Origin of the sequence: Devosia sp. Root685, from assembly GCF_001427875.1 — a bacterium.
In the GTDB taxonomy this organism is placed as follows: domain Bacteria; phylum Pseudomonadota; class Alphaproteobacteria; order Rhizobiales; family Devosiaceae; genus Devosia.
Window position 1 is genome coordinate 1,211,078 of the sequence record NZ_LMHK01000002.1, and the last position, 14,834, is coordinate 1,225,911.

Below are 14,834 nucleotides of genomic sequence, written 5' to 3' on the forward strand. Positions count from 1 at the left end.
GGCACCCCCTCGCCCTTCGAGGCTTCGCTACGCTCCGCGCCTCAGAATGAGGGTTACTGTTGCGCCCCCGGGCTGGAACGGTTTACCCCCGCAACCCGATCAGCGCCTCGATCACCGCCCGCCCATCCCGGCTGTGCCATTCCGCCGGCCCCTGCAACACGGCCAGTTCACACCCTTCCGGATCGAGCAGCAGCGTCGCCGGCAGGCCCACGGCCACCGCCTCGCGCTTCAGCCGGTCAAACGCAGCAAACGTATTGTCGGCATAAAGCGGCAGGTTTTCAAACTTGCCCTCGGCCAGAAATTCCTCGGCCTTGGCCAATCCACCCTCACCAATATCGAGATTGATCGGCACCACCTGGAACTTGTCCGAATTATATTCCGTCGCAATCGCATCGAGCGCCGGCATTTCTTCGCGGCACGGCACGCACCAGCTGGCCCAGAAATTGACCAAGAGCGCCTTGCCCGAAAAATCCCCCAGCGTCATCGCCGTGCCATCGGCCGCCTTGAAGGCCATATCGGCATAGCCGCGCCCCTCGCCCGTGCCATTGAGCGCTGCGAGTTCCCCCACCGCTGCCGCATCGACGATCTGCGCTTGGGCCGCCTGCACCGGGCACGAGTTGGCCGAGGCGGCATTGCCGAGATAAACCCACGCCGCTATAGCTACGCCCAATCCGGCAACCCCCATCGCCGCATATGGCTGCCAGCGCCGCGGTGATACTGGCTTGGGTTGGCTGGTGTCCGACATGGGCTACTCCTGAAAGGCAGACGATGAGCAACAAGATGTGGGGTGGACGGTTTGCATCCGGCCCCGACGCCATCATGGAAGAAATCAACGCTTCGATCGGTTTCGACCAGCGCCTGTTCCGCCAGGATATTGCCGGATCAAAGGCCCATGCCACAATGCTCGCCGCAACGGGCATTCTGACGCAGACCGATCGCGACGCTATCCTTGTCGGTCTAGACGAGGTGCTGGCGGAAATCGAGAACGGCTCGTTCAAATTCTCGCGGGCGCTCGAAGACATCCATATGAATGTCGAATCGCGGCTGCGCGAAAAGATCGGCGATGCCGCCGGGCGCCTCCACACGGCCCGTTCCCGCAACGATCAGGTCGCGACCGATTTCAAGCTCTATGTCCGCGACACCATCGATCATCTGGTCGCCCAGATCCACACGCTGCAACTGGCTCTCGTCAAGCGCGCCGAGGAAGAGGCCGAAACCATCCTGCCCGGTTTCACCCATCTCCAGAACGCGCAACCCGTCACCTTCGGCCATCATCTCCTCGCCTATGTCGAAATGCTCGGCCGCGATGCCGGCCGCCTCCTCGACGCCCGCCGCCGCCTCAATGAAAACCCGCTCGGCTCGGCGGCGCTGGCCGGCACGCCCTACCCGATCGATCGCGACATGACCGCGACGACGCTCGGCTTTGACCGTCCCACCGCCAATTCGCTCGACGCCGTCGCCGACCGCGATTTCATTCTCGAAACCCTCGCGGCCGCAGCCATCTGCGCCATGCACCTTTCCCGCTTTGCCGAGGAAATGGTCATCTGGTCCTCGGCCCAGTTCGGCTTCATCAAGCTCAGCGACAAGTTCACCACCGGCTCGTCCATCATGCCGCAAAAGCGCAATCCGGACGCCGCCGAGCTGGTGCGCGCCAAGATCGGTCGCATCATGGGCGCGCTGAATTCCCTGCTCGTCGTCATGAAGGGCCTGCCGCTCGCCTATTCCAAGGACATGCAGGAAGACAAGGAAGTCGCCTTCGACGCCCTCGACGCGCTCTCCCTGTCGCTCGCCGCCATGACCGGCATGGTTTCGGACATGCAGCCGAACCGCGAAAAAATGCACGCCTCGGCCTCGGCCGGTTTCTCCACCGCCACCGATGTGGCCGATTGGCTCGTGCGCGAATTGAACATCCCCTTCCGCGACGCCCACCACATCACCGGCCAGGTCGTCGCCCTCGCCGAATCCAAGAATTGTGGTCTCGAAGGCCTCACCATCGAAGATTTCAAAACCGTCGACACCCGCATCGACAGCCGCATCCACAAGGTGCTCACCGTCGAAGCATCAGTCGCCGCGCGAAAATCCTATGGCGGCACCGCCCCCATCAACGTGATGGCCCAGGCCGCCCGCTGGAAATCGACCCTCACCGGCGAAGACCACGAGCCTCAGCCCCTTGCCAAGAAAAAGCATGGCGGCCATGGCGATGGCGGGGTTGAGTAAAACCGCGAACTCCTTCACTTTCTTCCTTCTCCCCTTGCGGGAGAAGGTGGCCCGAAGGGTCGGATGAGGGGTCGGGGACTATCCGCACACGCGGCGTTCGCAACACAAAACCCCTCACCCGTCTCGGCTTTAGCCGATCCACCCTCTCCCGCAAGGGGAGAGGGAAGACGGAGAAAAAATGCCCGACAAAAAGCGACAGATGCGCCTCACCCCGCGCCATGTCGCCTATCTCCAGCCCGAAACCATCATCGAAACCCTGCCCCCACCCCCCGCAGGCATGACTGAGGCAACCGAGGCCGATCACCGGGCAACCATCGCAAAATTCTTCGGCCCCGACGACCACGACGAAACCTGGATTTTTGCTTACGGCTCGCTGATCTGGAAACCCGCCTGCGATTACGTCGAAATCCGCACCGGCCTCCTCCACGGCTGGCACCGCGCCTTTTGCCTGGGCTGGAACAACCGCTTTCGCGGCTCGGACGAAAATCCCGGCCTCATGCTCGCGCTTGATCGCGGCGGCGCCTGCAAGGGCGCGCTTTATCGCCTTCCCCCCGGCAGACGCGACGAGAGCCTGATAAAACTTTTCGAACGCGAGATGGGCTGGAAGCCCACCGCCTTTCCGCCCCGCATGGTCACAGTCCGCTCCGGCGACCGCACCATCCGCGCCCTCACCTTCTGCATCGACCGCAATTCCGGCCGCTACATTTCCGGCCTTTCGGAAGACCAAATCGCCGATGTCCTCGCCAAGGCCGTCGGCAGCCGCGGCTCCATGGCCGAATACCTGTTCTCGACCGTCGAACACCTCGAACAAATGGGCCTCCACGACCCCCATCTCTGGCGCCTCCAAAACCTCGTCGCCACCCGCATCGAAGCCGTTTATGAGACGGATCGATAAGTCTCACTTTTGTTTTTTTGGGCTTTGGCTTAGGGATTTCCCCGAAAGCCCACCCCACACTCAGGCTGTCATCCCGGCGAAGGCCGGGACCCATCCTGAGATGTAGCAAATTACCCCGATCTCAGGATGGACCCCGGCCTTCGCCGGGGTGACACCGTGCGGTTGGCGCAAATGAGGATGACACCTTGGTCCACCATTTCAACCACCGCGACGGCACCCTCTATGCCGAGGACGTCAATCTCAACGACCTGGCTGAAAAGGTCGGCACCCCGTTTTACGTCTATTCCTCGGCGACCCTGCGCCGCCATGTCCGCGTCGTCCGCGAAGCTTTTGAGGGCATCCCGACGCTGATGGCCTATGCCATGAAGGCCAATTCCAATCAGGCCGTGCTGACCCTCATGGCCCACGAAGGCTGCGGCGCCGACGTCGTCTCGGGCGGCGAACTGCAGCGCGCCCTCGCCGCCGGCATCCCCGCCGAAAAGATCGTCTTCTCCGGCGTCGCCAAGACCGTCGCTGAAATGCGTCAGGGCCTTACCGCCGGCATCAAGTGTTTTAACGTCGAAAGCGAACCCGAGCTTGAACGCCTCTCGATGATCGCCGGGGATATGGGCCTCACCGCCCGCGTTTCCGTCCGCATCAATCCCGATGTCGACGCGCGCACTCACGCGAAAATTTCGACCGGCAAGAGCGAAAATAAGTTCGGCATCCCCTTCAAGCGCGCCCGCGAAGTCTATCAGCGCATCGCCGAACTCCCCAACATCGTCGCCGTCGGCGTCGACATGCATATCGGCAGCCAGATCACCGATCTCGAACCTTTTGGGAACGCCTTCGGCCTCATGGCTGAACTGGTAAAGGCGCTGCGCGAAGACGGCCACGACATCCACCATGTCGACGTCGGCGGCGGCCTCGGCATTCCCTACAACCAGAACGAAGCCTCCCCGCCCCATCCGTCGGCCTATGCCGCCGTTGTCCGCGACAAGATCGGCCAGCTTGGCTGCACCCTCGTCATCGAGCCCGGCCGGCTCCTCGTCGGCAATGCCGGCGTGCTCATCACCAAGGTCGAATATGTGAAGGAAGGCGCGTCCAACTTCATCATCGTTGACGCCGCGATGAACGACCTGATCCGCCCGACCCTTTACGAAGCCCATCACGACGTCGAACTGGTCAACCAGTCCAACCTGCCCCCCATCACCGGCGACATCGTCGGCCCCGTCTGCGAAACCGGCGACTATCTCGCCAAAGGCCGCACCATCCCCGGCGTCAAGGAAGGCGATCTCCTGTCCATCATGAGCGCCGGTGCCTATGGCGCCGTCATGGCCTCCACCTACAATTCGCGACCACTGATCCCCGAAGTGTTGGTCGACGGAACCCGCTGGCACGTCATCCGCCCGCGCAAATCCATCGAAGAATTGCTGGCGCTCGATTCCGTGCCGGATTGGGTGTGAAAACCCCCACCTAACCTCCCCCTGGTAGGGGGAGGGACGTATCGAGTTTGCTTTAGTGTTGGTGAGCCACCGGCAGATCCCTCCCCCTATCAGGGGCAGGCTAGGTGGGGGTCACGGCAAACGCCAAACCCGCCCTACTCTTCCCGCGCCTGCCGTGCCAGCGACAGCACCTCAACCGGCCGCCCTTCCAGCGCATCCTCGACCTTGGCCAGCAGTTCCGCCAACGTAAACGGCTTCACGATCACATCATAAACCAGCGCCTCAAGCCCATGCGCCCGCTCGCGCTGGTCGGCAAAGCCGGTCATCAGGACAATCGTCACATCGGGAAAAGCCGACCCCACCTGCAAGGCGAGCGCGATCCCGTCCATCACCGGCATCTTGATGTCGGACAGCAGGAGATCGAACCGCCCCTCCTCCGCTTCCATGGTCTCGGCAGCCAAGCCGCCGTCTTCCTCGGCCACGACCTCATGACCCTTCATGGTGAGCGCACTCACCACGAAAGCGCGGACGGATGGATCGTCTTCAGCGACAAGTATGCGGGCCATAGGCAGTCTCCGGGCGGCGGGTCGGCGGCCTTACGGCACCGACCGGACCTGTCAGGGGCAAAAATGACAGGCCACACGCTGACTTCAATATAGGAACGATCCGATCAGTGGTGAACAGCGGGCGCCGCAGCTTCAACAGAAGGTTCTGCCGGATGGCCAGCTTCAGCGCTTTGCGCCGCTTCCCCACTATGGCCTTCTGCCTCACCACGCGCTGGCGGCGCCTCGGTAATTGCTGGCGGGGCCGCGGCCTGTTCGCCCGTGTTGGTGGCAGCACGCCCCCCCGCAAAGGTCAGGCGCACCTTGACCGCTTCGGCGGGCGGCAGTGGCAGCCGCGTATCGAGCGTCGCCCGTTCGCCGGCCATCAGGTCGCGAATACGCGGTGTCACGCTCCATTCGTAAATCGTGTGGCCGGTATCATCGAGTAGGCTCACCAGCACCGGCGGCACGCTGACGGGATCGGGCATCAGCCCCACGAGCTGGGCCGAAACCACAAGCACTTCCTTGCCCTCGGAGAGCCCCCGCGTCGATTGCAGATGCGACAGCTCGAGCCCGACCACGTTCACCCCCAGCCCAACCGCCTCATAAAGACCGGCAAGATCGGGATTACGCTCGACGATCTGGAGCCGGCCAAAATAGGCAATCCCGAGAATCCCGACGAGCCCCACCGCGCCGGCCACCCGCGCATAGCGCCGCATCCGTGCCAGCGGCATGCGCGACACCATGGCAGTCTGCCGCCGCGTCAGCGCCTTTTGGCGCGCGCGAATTTCCGCGGCGGTTTCGCGCTTCTTGGCCGGCCTTGGCTCGATCGGTTCGATAGAGCGCGGCAACTCATCGGCACCGGTTTTTTCTTCGGCCTCGATGGCAGCATCGAGCGCCTCTTCGGCCATGCTCTCGAACAGGCGATCCGATTCGGGATCGTCCTTCGGCACCAGCTTCAGGTCGGGCTTGGGATCGGGGAGCGCCGATTGCTGCCAGGATTGGCGGCACGAGGCGCACTGCACCTTACGGCCAACCGAGCCGATGGCCTCGTAGGTCACCTGGTATTTGGTCTGGCAATTGGGGCAGGTAATGATCATCGCGCCGGCAACCGTTTCGATATTGCCTGACCCTATCCCTGCTTGGGTTAATACTCCTCAAACCCATGAGAAATCACAATTGTGCCGCTTTCCCCCCGGCATAGCGGGCACCAGTTCCGCAAACACGGCGTGGCGCTGCTATGATGCCGCCCACTCGTGATTCGCTTTTTGCGTTGAGACCACCGGACGAGCTGGGGAGCACCCGTTCTTGATCGATTTTTCCGATGTTGGCCTGCGCTATGGCAATGGTCCCGAGATTCTGAGCGATCTCACCTTTTCCATCGAGCCCGGCTCCTTCCATTTCCTCACCGGTCCCTCCGGTTCGGGCAAGACCAGCCTCCTGCGCCTGCTGCTGCTGTCGTTGAAGCCGAGCCGCGGCAAGGTGACGATGTTCGATGAGGATGTGGGAAAACTCGACCGCGACAGCCTCCTGCAGATGCGCCGCCATATCGGCATCGTCTTCCAGGAATTCCGCCTTCTCGATCACCTGACGACGTTCGAAAACGTCGCCCTGCCGCTGCGCGTCCTCGGCCAGCCCGAGAGTGAATATCGCCCCAATGTCACCGAACTGCTCGAATGGGTGGGCCTTGGCGAACGTATGCACGCGCTCCCCACCGTTCTTTCCGGTGGTGAAAAACAGCGCGCCGCCATTGCCCGCGCCGTCATCGCCCGCCCCAAGATTCTCCTCGCCGACGAGCCGACCGGCAATGTCGATCCGGACCTGTCGAGCCGCCTCGTCCATCTCTTTGCCGAGCTCAATCGCACTTTGGGCATGACCATCATTCTCGCCACGCACGAATTGCCGCTGCTCGATCGCTTCTCCTATCCGCGCATGGTGCTCAACAAAGGGGCTCTGACCATCCATGACTAGGAGCCTCCTGTCCCGCCTGCCGCACTGGTTGCCCTTCCCCCATCGTGGCGGCGGCGCCCCCATCGTGCCCGAGCGCTCCGTCGCCGGCCGCACGCTGCTTTTGCTCATCACCATCATGAGCTTTCTCTCCGCGGTCACTCTCGGCGGCGTGGTGCTGGTGCAAAAATCGGCCATCGCCTGGTCCGCCGATGTCGGCCGCGAAATGACCATCCAGATCCGCCCGGTCGAAGGCGAGGTGATGGAAAGTAATCTGCGTACCGCCGTTTCCCTCGCCCAAACCACCCCCGGCGTTGCCGGCGCCCGCGCCCTCACCATCGAAGAGAGTCAGGCTCTTCTCGAACCCTGGCTCGGGGCCGGGCTCGATCTCTCCGCCATCGCCATTCCACGCCTCGTCGTCGTGCAATTGGCCGATCCGGGGGATGCCGATATCGAGCAACTGCAGCGCAATCTCCAGGCGATAAAGGGCGCAAGTCTCGATACCCACGCCGCCTGGCGGCAACAGCTCAACACCATGGCCGGCACGGTCGTCGTTTCCGGCCTGCTTGTGCTCGGCCTCATCGGCGTTGCCACCGTCCTCGCCATCATTTTCGCGACCCGCGGCGCCATGGCGTCAAACCGCGAAATCGTCGACGTGCTCCACTTCATCGGGGCCTCCAACAAATTCATTGCCGGTGAGTTCCAGGGGCGATTTTTGTCCATTGGCTTGCAAGGCGGGCTGCTCGGCGCCCTCCTTGCCGCTCTCTTTTTCCTCCTGATCGGCACCGCGGCCGGCTCGGTCCTCCCCACCGAAGCCACGACGCAGGTCGGCTATGTCTTCGGCGGCTTCGTCCTCGGGATCGATGGCATCATCTTCATCGCCCTCGTCGTGCCGGTGATCGCTGTGCTCACCGCCGTCACCTCGCGCCTCACCGTCCGCCGCTATCTCAGCGAGGCCTCCTGATCCATGGTGCATGCCGTTCGCTTCCGGCTGACCGAAGATGACATGGTCCGTGCCGCAAGGCTCTTTAGCCTCGTGTCGCTGCGCCGCCCGAAAACCATCATCTCGATCGCCATGATCTTCGTGATTTGCCTGACGCTGATGGCCTGGCTCGGCGGCGTCATCTTTCCGCTCGACATGGATCGTTTCGCAGAGGAGTGGCCCACCGTCCTCGGGGCCGGTGTCTTTCCCTTCGTCCTGGTGTTTGTGGTTATCCTTGTCGGCAATCCCATGCTGGCCCGTCGCACTTTTCGCCAGCAGAGATCGCTGCACGGAGAAGTCGGCTTGACCTGGACCGAGGAGCGGCTCGAATTCGACAGCGAATATGGCCAGTTCGCCATGCCCTGGAGCCATTTCATCCGCTTTGGGGAAGACAAACATACCTTCGTGCTGTTCGAGTCCGACCGCCTCTATAGGATCATCCCGAAAAGAGCGCTGGATGCCGATACCGAACGCGATCTGCGCGAAAGGCTCGCCACCATAGGCGCATGAGACCAACGTGTCTCACGGGAGGAAAGTGATGACTACCGTGATCGCAGCGATCCGCACGGCCGTGTTCTATCTGCTCTTTATCGGCCAGACCGCGCTTGTCGCCATCATCATCGGCATCGTCGCGCTCTTTGCCGGCCGCACCCGTTTCACCTGGGCCCTGGCCCAATACTGGTGCTGGTCCAATGTGCAATTGCTACGCATCATCGCCGGCGTCCGCACCGAAGTCACCGGCATGGAAAACATCCCGCAAGGCGGCTGCATCATTGCCTCAAAACACCAGTCCGACTGGGACGTGTTTGCGATTTTCCCCCATACCGGCCGCCCCGCTTACATCGTCAAGAAGGAGTTGATGAACATTCCCTTCTTCGGCTGGGCCGCCCGCTCGCTCGATTGCATCGAGATCGATCGCAAGAAGGGCTCCGAAGCCATTCCCGCCATGATGCTCGAAGCCCGCGCCGCGCTCGATCGCGGCTGCCGCATCGTCATCTTCCCCGAAGGCACCCGCAAGGCAGCGCTCGCGCCGCCCGATTACCGCCAGGGCATTGTGCGCATGTATACCGAGCTTAACGTGCCCGTCGTGCCGGTCGCGCTCAATTCCGGCCTCTTCTGGGGCCGTAATTCGCTGATCATCTGGCCCGGCCTCGCCCGTGGCCGCTTTCTCCCCGCCATCGAGCCGGGCCTGTCGCCCGAAGCCTTTGCCGAACGGCTCAGCAGCGCCATCGAAACCCACACCGATGCCTTGAGCCTTGCCGCCGTGGACGCGGGGATTACCCGCCCCATCGATGCGGCGCTGGCGCAAAGAATCGCCGCAGCGCGACAACGCGCCCCCGCATCTTGACCCAACAAAGCCACAAAGCACCACATCTTGTAGCTCAATGACGCGACTTGACTGATTCGCGGTATTTGTTCTAGTTTTGTTCTACTCACGCGGGGGAACAGGGATGCTTTCGTGGATTGAAGCCGGCCTCGAGCCTGCAATGCGGCAGAAGCGGATCAGCCTTTGGCTCGGCCTTTCGGGCCGCACCTATCATCTGGCGAGCGAGAACCTGCGCGACTTCATTCTCGAAGGCGCCGATCTCTATCTCATCGCCCGGGGCAATACCGTGCTCTGGGTCGGCTGCGGCCTCGACCTCGTCGCTGAACCGGCGATCCGCCTCAAATTCCGCAAGGCCCTCAGCCGCGCCGATGGCGTCTTCCGCCTGCCGCGCCCCGAGCTCGATGGCGAACGCCTGTCCATCATTGCCGATCTCGAAGGCGCCGTACCCGCCCCGATCGATCAGGCCGCCTGACTCTCAGCCTCAAGCTTCCGTGCCAGGTCCATCAGCACCCGGTCGCGAATCCCGAGGCTTTCGAGGTGCCGCGCGGTATTGATGACATAGTCGATATTGCGCCCCGAAATCCCGACGCCCGCCCGCACCATGACCAATTGCTCTTCGAGGCTCAACTGCCCGGCAAATTGCTCGTGCCGCTCGTCGACCACAAAAGTCAGCGCCGAAACCTTTCGCCCATCGTCGAGCATGACCGGTCGCATCACGTCGCGATAGACCATCGTCACCTGCTCGCGTGCCTCGAGATAGGCCCGCACCGCCGGCCATTCGGCGTCCGCGACCTCAAACACCATGCCCCGCACCGACCCGCCACGCGTCAGCCCGAAAACCAGCCCCGGCTGTTCCACTGTGCCCCGGTGATGATGCGAAATAATCGAAAGCGATCGATGCGCGCCCTTGAGGCGCCCAAGATGGGTCGAGACGAACGGAAATCCCGGATTCCAGATCAGCGATCCGTAGCCAAAGACCCAGTGATTTTCCGAATTGTCGTCCTGCATCGACCGCTGTCCGCCCGCTTCCTGCCTCACCATCACCCCCTCCCAACCTCCCCCATCAAGGGGGAGGTGCCGCATCGAGCGTAAGACTCGATCTGCTCTCCGCCACCGGGCCGGCACCCTCCCCTCGTGGGGAGGGATGGGGAGGGGGGCGGGAGCCACGATTTTTCACTTGCACAAACCCTAAGCCCAGCCTCGCCATGGCCACAACCACAGCTTAGGCAAAACTTGTATGAACAAAGGCTGATCGGCGCGACCCGCTTTTGCCTTTCGCCCGTCCAAGGTTAAAACCGTTCCCATGAAGAAACGAATCATCATTCTGGGCGCCGTCGTGCTGCTCGTCATCCTTGGCGTCAGCGGCGCCTGGTTTTATGCCTCGGGCATCGTGCGGCAGGAGGTCGAGCGCCTCGCCTTTGCCGATGGTGAAACCAGCCCACAACTGACCTGCGCCAATCTCGATATCGGCGGCTTCCCCTTCGCCTTCGATATCGAGTGCACCGACGCCGTCGTGGTCTCGGGCGACCTGCTTGCGGAAATCCCCGGCGTCCGGCTCAGTGTCATGGTCTACGATTTCAACCATGTCATCGCTTCGGCCAAGGGCCCGGCCCAGCTATCCGACGCCTTTACCGGCCAGCGCTCGGCCATTTCCTGGGCTGGCCTCAATGGCAGCCTCCGTCTCAAGGACAACCGCATCGCCCGGCTCTCGGTCGTTGGCGATGAACTGTCCTGGAACGATCTTCTCGTCGGCGACACCATGCTGGCCAAAGCTTCGCACGCCGAAATGCACGTGCTCGATATCCCCGAAGCCCATGACGCCGAGCGCCATCTCGCGTCCCTGGCGCTCTATCTCAAGGCCGACACCCTCGACCTCCCCGCCGCGACACTTGCCAACACCGCGCTCGAAGTCGAAGCCGAACTGAGCGGCCTCCCCGACGATCTCAACGCCATTGGCACAACGCCCATCCTGCCCACTTGGCAGCAGGCCGGCGGCCAGCTCAAGATCGTCGGCATTCGCGCCAGCGACGGCAATGCCGACCTCAAGGCATCAGGCGAACTCGCCCTCGACGCCCAGGGACTTCCCAACGGCACCATCTCGATCGATTCCATGGGCGTTGCCGAACGCATCGGCCCCTTGATCGAAGAACCCTGGCGCACCCTGGTCCTCGGCACCCCACAAGAAAACGGCCGCCACACCAATCAGCTCAATTTCAGGGGCGGCACGCTCTCCTCGGGCCTGATCCCGATCACCGCCCTGCCGCCGCTGTTCTAAAAGTCAAAACCGAGTTGAAACCCCGGCAGCCGCGCTGCCGGGGTTTGTTTTCTCAATCGTTCTTGAGCGTGCGCGTAAAGAAGTCGATCAAGGCGTCGGTCACTTCGGGCACGCTGGTCATCTGCTCGAAATCATGCCCCACCCCGGTCACGGTGACGAAGGTGGCATCGACACCCTGCGCATTGAGCGCATCATAGAGCCGCTGGCTCTGGTCGATCGGCACCACCTTGTCCTCGGTGCCATGAATGAGCAGCACAGGCGGGCTGTCGGCCGTAATGTGGCTCGCCGGCGTTGCGTTCGCGACCGCCTCCGCATTGGCCTTGTCATGCACCGAAAGCCCCATATGCATACTGGCAAGATCATAGCCGGCCTGACCTGACTCACCCAGATAGGCCGCCGGATAGAAGGCGGCGATGGCAGCCACTTCCGAGGAAACATCGGGCAGCCGGTCATCGACAAAGGCTGGATCATTCCCGGTAAGCCCCGCCATCAGCGACAGATGCCCGCCGGCCGAAGGGCCAAAAACGGCAATCTTGTCCGGGTCGAGATTATAAAGCGCCGCGTTCTGCCGCAGATAGCGCACTGCCGCCTTCACATCCATTTGCGGCTCTGGAAACTTGGCTTCGCCAATGCCGCGATAGTCGATCGAGGCAACGGCAAAGCCCGCCTCCCCGAAGCGCACCAGCTGTGGCAACAGGCGCTCGCGCTCGACGGCGCGCCAGCCGCTGCCGGTCACGAAGACGATGACGGGCGCCGGCTCCGCGCTCGTGGGGCGGATCAGGTCGAGATAGAGCTCGTTCCGCATCAGGCCCAGCGCCGATGTCGAATATTGTATATCCGAATAAAGCTCGACGCCGCTGAACGCGACGCCGGTCGCATCCACCGTGATGGCGTCGGCCTGGGCGCCGCCGATCATCAGGCATGCGAGCGCAATCCCGCAAATGACGGGTTTGAACATGATTTCCTCCTCAAATTCAGTGTTCGTCGCGACGCGCTTGGAGCCAAACTCTCTCCCGATCAGCACCACTGACACGCCGGACACGAGCGCATTTCAAGACCAGAAAGCATTGTTGTCAAGTAATGACCCCAAAAAAACAACCAGACCAAATCGGATCACTCGATTAGAAGATTGGTTTTAAATAACTAAAATGAAACCCGGATTGGCAAAAAACAAGTTTTGCCAATTTTGTTTACAACTTTGATGTCCCAAAATGCAGGCACGCGCCCTTCCGGCAGGGGGCATGCCGGCGCCGCCAATCCACCACTCGCCGGACACGTCTATTGCGGGCGGACGAAATGCTGTAGAACCCGTTCCTCAAGGGCGCTCGCAGCACAAAGCCGTGTTGCCAAGCGCGCGCAACTATTCTATAGAGCCCCCAATCCCCACAGAGACGTGTCTCTGGGCCGCTTTTGGCGGCGCAACGATTTTGAATTCGGAGTACCGACCATGGCAGTGCCAAAACGAAAGACCTCGCCGATGAAGCGCGGCTTCCGCCGCTCGCACGACGCGATTGCCAACCCCACCTATGTCGAAGACAAGGATTCGGGTGAGCTGCGTCGTCCGCATCACGTCGACCTCAAGACCGGCATGTATCGCGGCCGGCAGATTCTCGCCGTCAAGAGCTAAGCCGAAAGGCTTGCGGCGCTGATGCGCGCGACCTGATACTTTTAAGCGGCCGATCCTTCACAAAAGGGTCGGCCGTTTTGTTTTTCCCAAGGGACCGCCGACAAGAGCGGCCAACAGACGGAGAGCCTGCCATGACCATGCGGATTGAATCGGACACGATGGGCACCATCAATGTCCCGAACGACAAGTATTATGGCGCGCAGACCGCTCGCAGCCTCGCCAATTTCGACATTGGCGGGGAAAAGATGCCCAAGGAAATCATCACCGCCTTCGCCATTCTCAAAAAGGCCGCGGCTGTTACCAATACCAAGCTTGGCCTTCTCGACCCGGCATTGCGCGACCTCATCGTCGCTGCAGCCGATGAGGTCATCGAAGGCAAGCTCGACAATCACTTCCCGCTCGTCGTCTGGCAGACCGGTTCGGGCACCCAGTCGAACATGAACGTCAACGAGGTCATCTCCAACCGCGCCATCGAAATGGCTGGCGGCACCATGGGCTCCAAAAAGCCCGTGCACCCCAATGACCACGTCAATATGAGCCAGTCGTCCAACGACACCTATCCCACGGCCATGCACATCGCCGCCATCGAAGCGGTCGTCAATTACCTCTTCCCGCGCGTCAAAATCCTCCGCGATACGCTCGATGCCAAGGCCCAGGAATTCATGGACGTGGTCAAGATCGGCCGCACCCATCTCCAGGACGCCACCCCCCTCACGCTCGGTCAGGAAATGAGCGGCTGGGTCGCCCAGATCGACCTCGCCATCAAGGCTATTGAAGTCACCCTGCCCCAGCTGCGCGAACTCGCCCTCGGCGGCACTGCGGTCGGCACCGGCCTCAACGCCCATCCCGATTACGCCGTCGCCGTGGCCGCCGAAATTTCCACCCTTTCGGGCCACGAGTTCATCACCGCCCCCAACAAATACGCCGTCATGGCCGGCCACGACGCCTTTGTCGGCACCTCGGGCGCGCTAAAACAGCTCGCCGTCGCCTTCATGAAGATCGCCAATGACGTGCGCTGGCTCGCCTCCGGCCCCCGCTCGGGCCTTGGCGAATTGACCATCCCCGAAAACGAACCCGGCTCCTCGATCATGCCGGGCAAGGTCAATCCGACCCAGTCCGAAGCCATGACCATGGTCGTCGCCCACGTCATGGGCAATGACGCCGCCATCGGCTTTGCCGCGAGCCAGGGCAATTTCGAGCTCAACGTCTTCAAGCCCGTCATCGCCTATAATTTCCTGCAGTCCGTCCGCCTCCTCGCCGACGCCGCAAAATCGTTCAACGACAATTGCGCCATCGGCATCCAGCCCGACCGCAAGCGCATCAAGCAGCTTGTCGATCAGTCCCTGATGCTCGTGACCGCGCTCAACCGCAAGATCGGCTACGATAACGCCGCAAAAATCGCCAAAACCGCGCACAAGAACGGTTCCACACTCCGCGAAACCGCCATCGACCTCGGCCTCCTCACCGGCGAAGAATTCGACGCCGAGGTAAAGCCCGAACAGATGGTCGGCCCCCTGACGATCAAGAAGTAGTTTTCAAACTTCTCCTGAAAATGCCGCCCCTCACCGGGCGGCATTTTTGTTTGGAGCAAGACCCAA

Annotated in this window: 16 protein-coding genes; 11 read left to right on the forward strand and 5 right to left on the reverse strand. The window is 62.1% G+C overall.

The window, feature by feature from the left end; all coding sequences use genetic code 11:
• Positions 1–82 precede the first annotated feature (82 nt).
• Complete coding sequence (locus ASD83_RS14105) at positions 83–745, reverse strand: TlpA disulfide reductase family protein (RefSeq protein ID WP_244489177.1); 663 nt, start codon at positions 743–745, stop codon at positions 83–85.
• A gap of 23 nt (positions 746–768) precedes the next feature.
• Between ASD83_RS14105 and argH the strand changes: the two genes are divergently transcribed.
• The 3 genes from argH to lysA all read left to right on the forward strand — a co-directional run bounded on the left by argH (position 769) and on the right by lysA (position 4,557).
• Positions 769–2,217, forward strand: a complete 1,449-nt coding sequence (gene argH, locus ASD83_RS14110; RefSeq protein WP_082561190.1) for an argininosuccinate lyase — start codon at positions 769–771, stop codon at positions 2,215–2,217.
• 178 nt (positions 2,218–2,395) lie between these two features.
• Complete coding sequence (locus ASD83_RS14115; protein ID WP_056311881.1) at positions 2,396–3,112, forward strand: gamma-glutamylcyclotransferase; 717 nt, start codon at positions 2,396–2,398, stop codon at positions 3,110–3,112.
• A 185-nt stretch (positions 3,113–3,297) separates the two neighbouring features.
• Complete coding sequence (gene lysA, locus ASD83_RS14120; RefSeq protein ID WP_056311883.1) at positions 3,298–4,557, forward strand: diaminopimelate decarboxylase; 1,260 nt, start codon at positions 3,298–3,300, stop codon at positions 4,555–4,557.
• A gap of 134 nt (positions 4,558–4,691) precedes the next feature.
• On the opposite strand, the gene ASD83_RS14125 is transcribed toward lysA, so the two are convergent.
• Positions 4,692–5,102 (reverse strand): response regulator, encoded by a 411-nt coding sequence (locus ASD83_RS14125; RefSeq protein ID WP_056311885.1) that lies wholly within the window; start codon positions 5,100–5,102, stop codon positions 4,692–4,694.
• Positions 5,103–5,206: 104 nt separating this feature from the next.
• Positions 5,207–6,178, reverse strand: a complete 972-nt coding sequence (locus ASD83_RS14130) for a zinc-ribbon domain-containing protein (RefSeq protein ID WP_056311888.1) — start codon at positions 6,176–6,178, stop codon at positions 5,207–5,209.
• Positions 6,179–6,386: 208 nt separating this feature from the next.
• On the opposite strand from ASD83_RS14130, the gene ASD83_RS14135 reads away from it, so the two are divergent.
• The 5 genes from ASD83_RS14135 (at position 6,387) to ASD83_RS14155 (ending at position 9,806) form a co-directional block, all read left to right on the forward strand.
• Entirely contained in the window at positions 6,387–7,049 is a 663-nt protein-coding gene (locus tag ASD83_RS14135; RefSeq protein ID WP_056311890.1) for a cell division ATP-binding protein FtsE, read from the forward strand.
• A complete protein-coding gene (locus ASD83_RS14140) occupies positions 7,042–7,989 on the forward strand; it encodes a cell division protein FtsX (protein WP_244489178.1) in 948 nt (315 codons plus the stop codon). The genes ASD83_RS14135 and ASD83_RS14140 overlap by 8 nt, the downstream gene beginning before the upstream one ends.
• 3 nt (positions 7,990–7,992) lie before the next feature.
• A complete protein-coding gene (locus tag ASD83_RS14145; protein WP_056311894.1) occupies positions 7,993–8,517 on the forward strand; it encodes a YcxB family protein in 525 nt (174 codons plus the stop codon).
• A gap of 28 nt (positions 8,518–8,545) precedes the next feature.
• Positions 8,546–9,355 carry a lysophospholipid acyltransferase family protein gene (locus tag ASD83_RS14150; protein WP_056311896.1) on the forward strand — a complete coding sequence of 270 codons (810 nt, stop codon included), beginning with the start codon at positions 8,546–8,548 and terminating at the stop codon, positions 9,353–9,355.
• 103 nt (positions 9,356–9,458) lie between these two features.
• Positions 9,459–9,806, forward strand: a complete 348-nt coding sequence (locus ASD83_RS14155) for a hypothetical protein (RefSeq protein WP_056311898.1) — start codon at positions 9,459–9,461, stop codon at positions 9,804–9,806.
• Here the strand turns inward: ASD83_RS14155 and ASD83_RS14160 are convergent.
• A complete protein-coding gene (locus ASD83_RS14160; RefSeq protein ID WP_082561191.1) occupies positions 9,794–10,375 on the reverse strand; it encodes a gamma-glutamylcyclotransferase in 582 nt (193 codons plus the stop codon). The genes ASD83_RS14155 and ASD83_RS14160 overlap by 13 nt on opposite strands.
• Positions 10,376–10,637: 262 nt before the next feature.
• On the opposite strand from ASD83_RS14160, the gene ASD83_RS14165 reads away from it, so the two are divergent.
• Complete coding sequence (locus ASD83_RS14165) at positions 10,638–11,609, forward strand: DUF2125 domain-containing protein (RefSeq protein WP_056311900.1); 972 nt, start codon at positions 10,638–10,640, stop codon at positions 11,607–11,609.
• 52 nt (positions 11,610–11,661) lie between these two features.
• Here the strand turns inward: ASD83_RS14165 and ASD83_RS14170 are convergent, their stop codons facing one another.
• Complete coding sequence (locus ASD83_RS14170; protein ID WP_156385966.1) at positions 11,662–12,567, reverse strand: alpha/beta hydrolase; 906 nt, start codon at positions 12,565–12,567, stop codon at positions 11,662–11,664.
• A 489-nt stretch (positions 12,568–13,056) separates the two neighbouring features.
• Here ASD83_RS14170 and rpmF point away from each other — a divergent pair, with 489 nt between their 5' ends.
• Together rpmF and fumC are read left to right on the forward strand one after the other, a co-directional pair.
• Positions 13,057–13,236 carry a 50S ribosomal protein L32 gene (rpmF, locus tag ASD83_RS14175; RefSeq protein ID WP_035086813.1) on the forward strand — a complete coding sequence of 60 codons (180 nt, stop codon included), beginning with the start codon at positions 13,057–13,059 and terminating at the stop codon, positions 13,234–13,236.
• Positions 13,237–13,367: 131 nt separating this feature from the next.
• Complete coding sequence (fumC, locus tag ASD83_RS14180; protein WP_056311904.1) at positions 13,368–14,768, forward strand: class II fumarate hydratase; 1,401 nt, start codon at positions 13,368–13,370, stop codon at positions 14,766–14,768.
• Positions 14,769–14,834: the final 66 nt, after the last annotated feature.

What these genes read in the sequence shown, in the direction of transcription:
- argH (WP_082561190.1), top strand. Translation starts at nt 769, where the DNA reads ATGAGCAACAAGATGTGGGGTGGACGGTTTGCATCCGGCCCCGACGCC.
- ASD83_RS14150 (WP_056311896.1), top strand. Translation starts at nt 8,546, where the DNA reads ATGACTACCGTGATCGCAGCGATCCGCACGGCCGTGTTCTATCTGCTC.
- ASD83_RS14130 (WP_056311888.1), bottom strand. Translation starts at nt 6,178, where the DNA reads ATGATCATTACCTGCCCCAATTGCCAGACCAAATACCAGGTGACCTAC.
- ASD83_RS14115 (WP_056311881.1), top strand. Translation starts at nt 2,396, where the DNA reads ATGCCCGACAAAAAGCGACAGATGCGCCTCACCCCGCGCCATGTCGCC.
- ASD83_RS14125 (WP_056311885.1), bottom strand. Translation starts at nt 5,102, where the DNA reads ATGGCCCGCATACTTGTCGCTGAAGACGATCCATCCGTCCGCGCTTTC.
- ASD83_RS14160 (WP_082561191.1), bottom strand. Translation starts at nt 10,375, where the DNA reads ATGGTGAGGCAGGAAGCGGGCGGACAGCGGTCGATGCAGGACGACAAT.
- ASD83_RS14145 (WP_056311894.1), top strand. Translation starts at nt 7,993, where the DNA reads ATGGTGCATGCCGTTCGCTTCCGGCTGACCGAAGATGACATGGTCCGT.
- ASD83_RS14170 (WP_156385966.1), bottom strand. Translation starts at nt 12,567, where the DNA reads ATGTTCAAACCCGTCATTTGCGGGATTGCGCTCGCATGCCTGATGATC.
- fumC (WP_056311904.1), top strand. Translation starts at nt 13,368, where the DNA reads ATGACCATGCGGATTGAATCGGACACGATGGGCACCATCAATGTCCCG.
- ASD83_RS14155 (WP_056311898.1), top strand. Translation starts at nt 9,459, where the DNA reads ATGCTTTCGTGGATTGAAGCCGGCCTCGAGCCTGCAATGCGGCAGAAG.
- ASD83_RS14165 (WP_056311900.1), top strand. Translation starts at nt 10,638, where the DNA reads ATGAAGAAACGAATCATCATTCTGGGCGCCGTCGTGCTGCTCGTCATC.
- ASD83_RS14105 (WP_244489177.1), bottom strand. Translation starts at nt 745, where the DNA reads ATGTCGGACACCAGCCAACCCAAGCCAGTATCACCGCGGCGCTGGCAG.
- rpmF (WP_035086813.1), top strand. Translation starts at nt 13,057, where the DNA reads ATGGCAGTGCCAAAACGAAAGACCTCGCCGATGAAGCGCGGCTTCCGC.
- ASD83_RS14140 (WP_244489178.1), top strand. Translation starts at nt 7,042, where the DNA reads ATGACTAGGAGCCTCCTGTCCCGCCTGCCGCACTGGTTGCCCTTCCCC.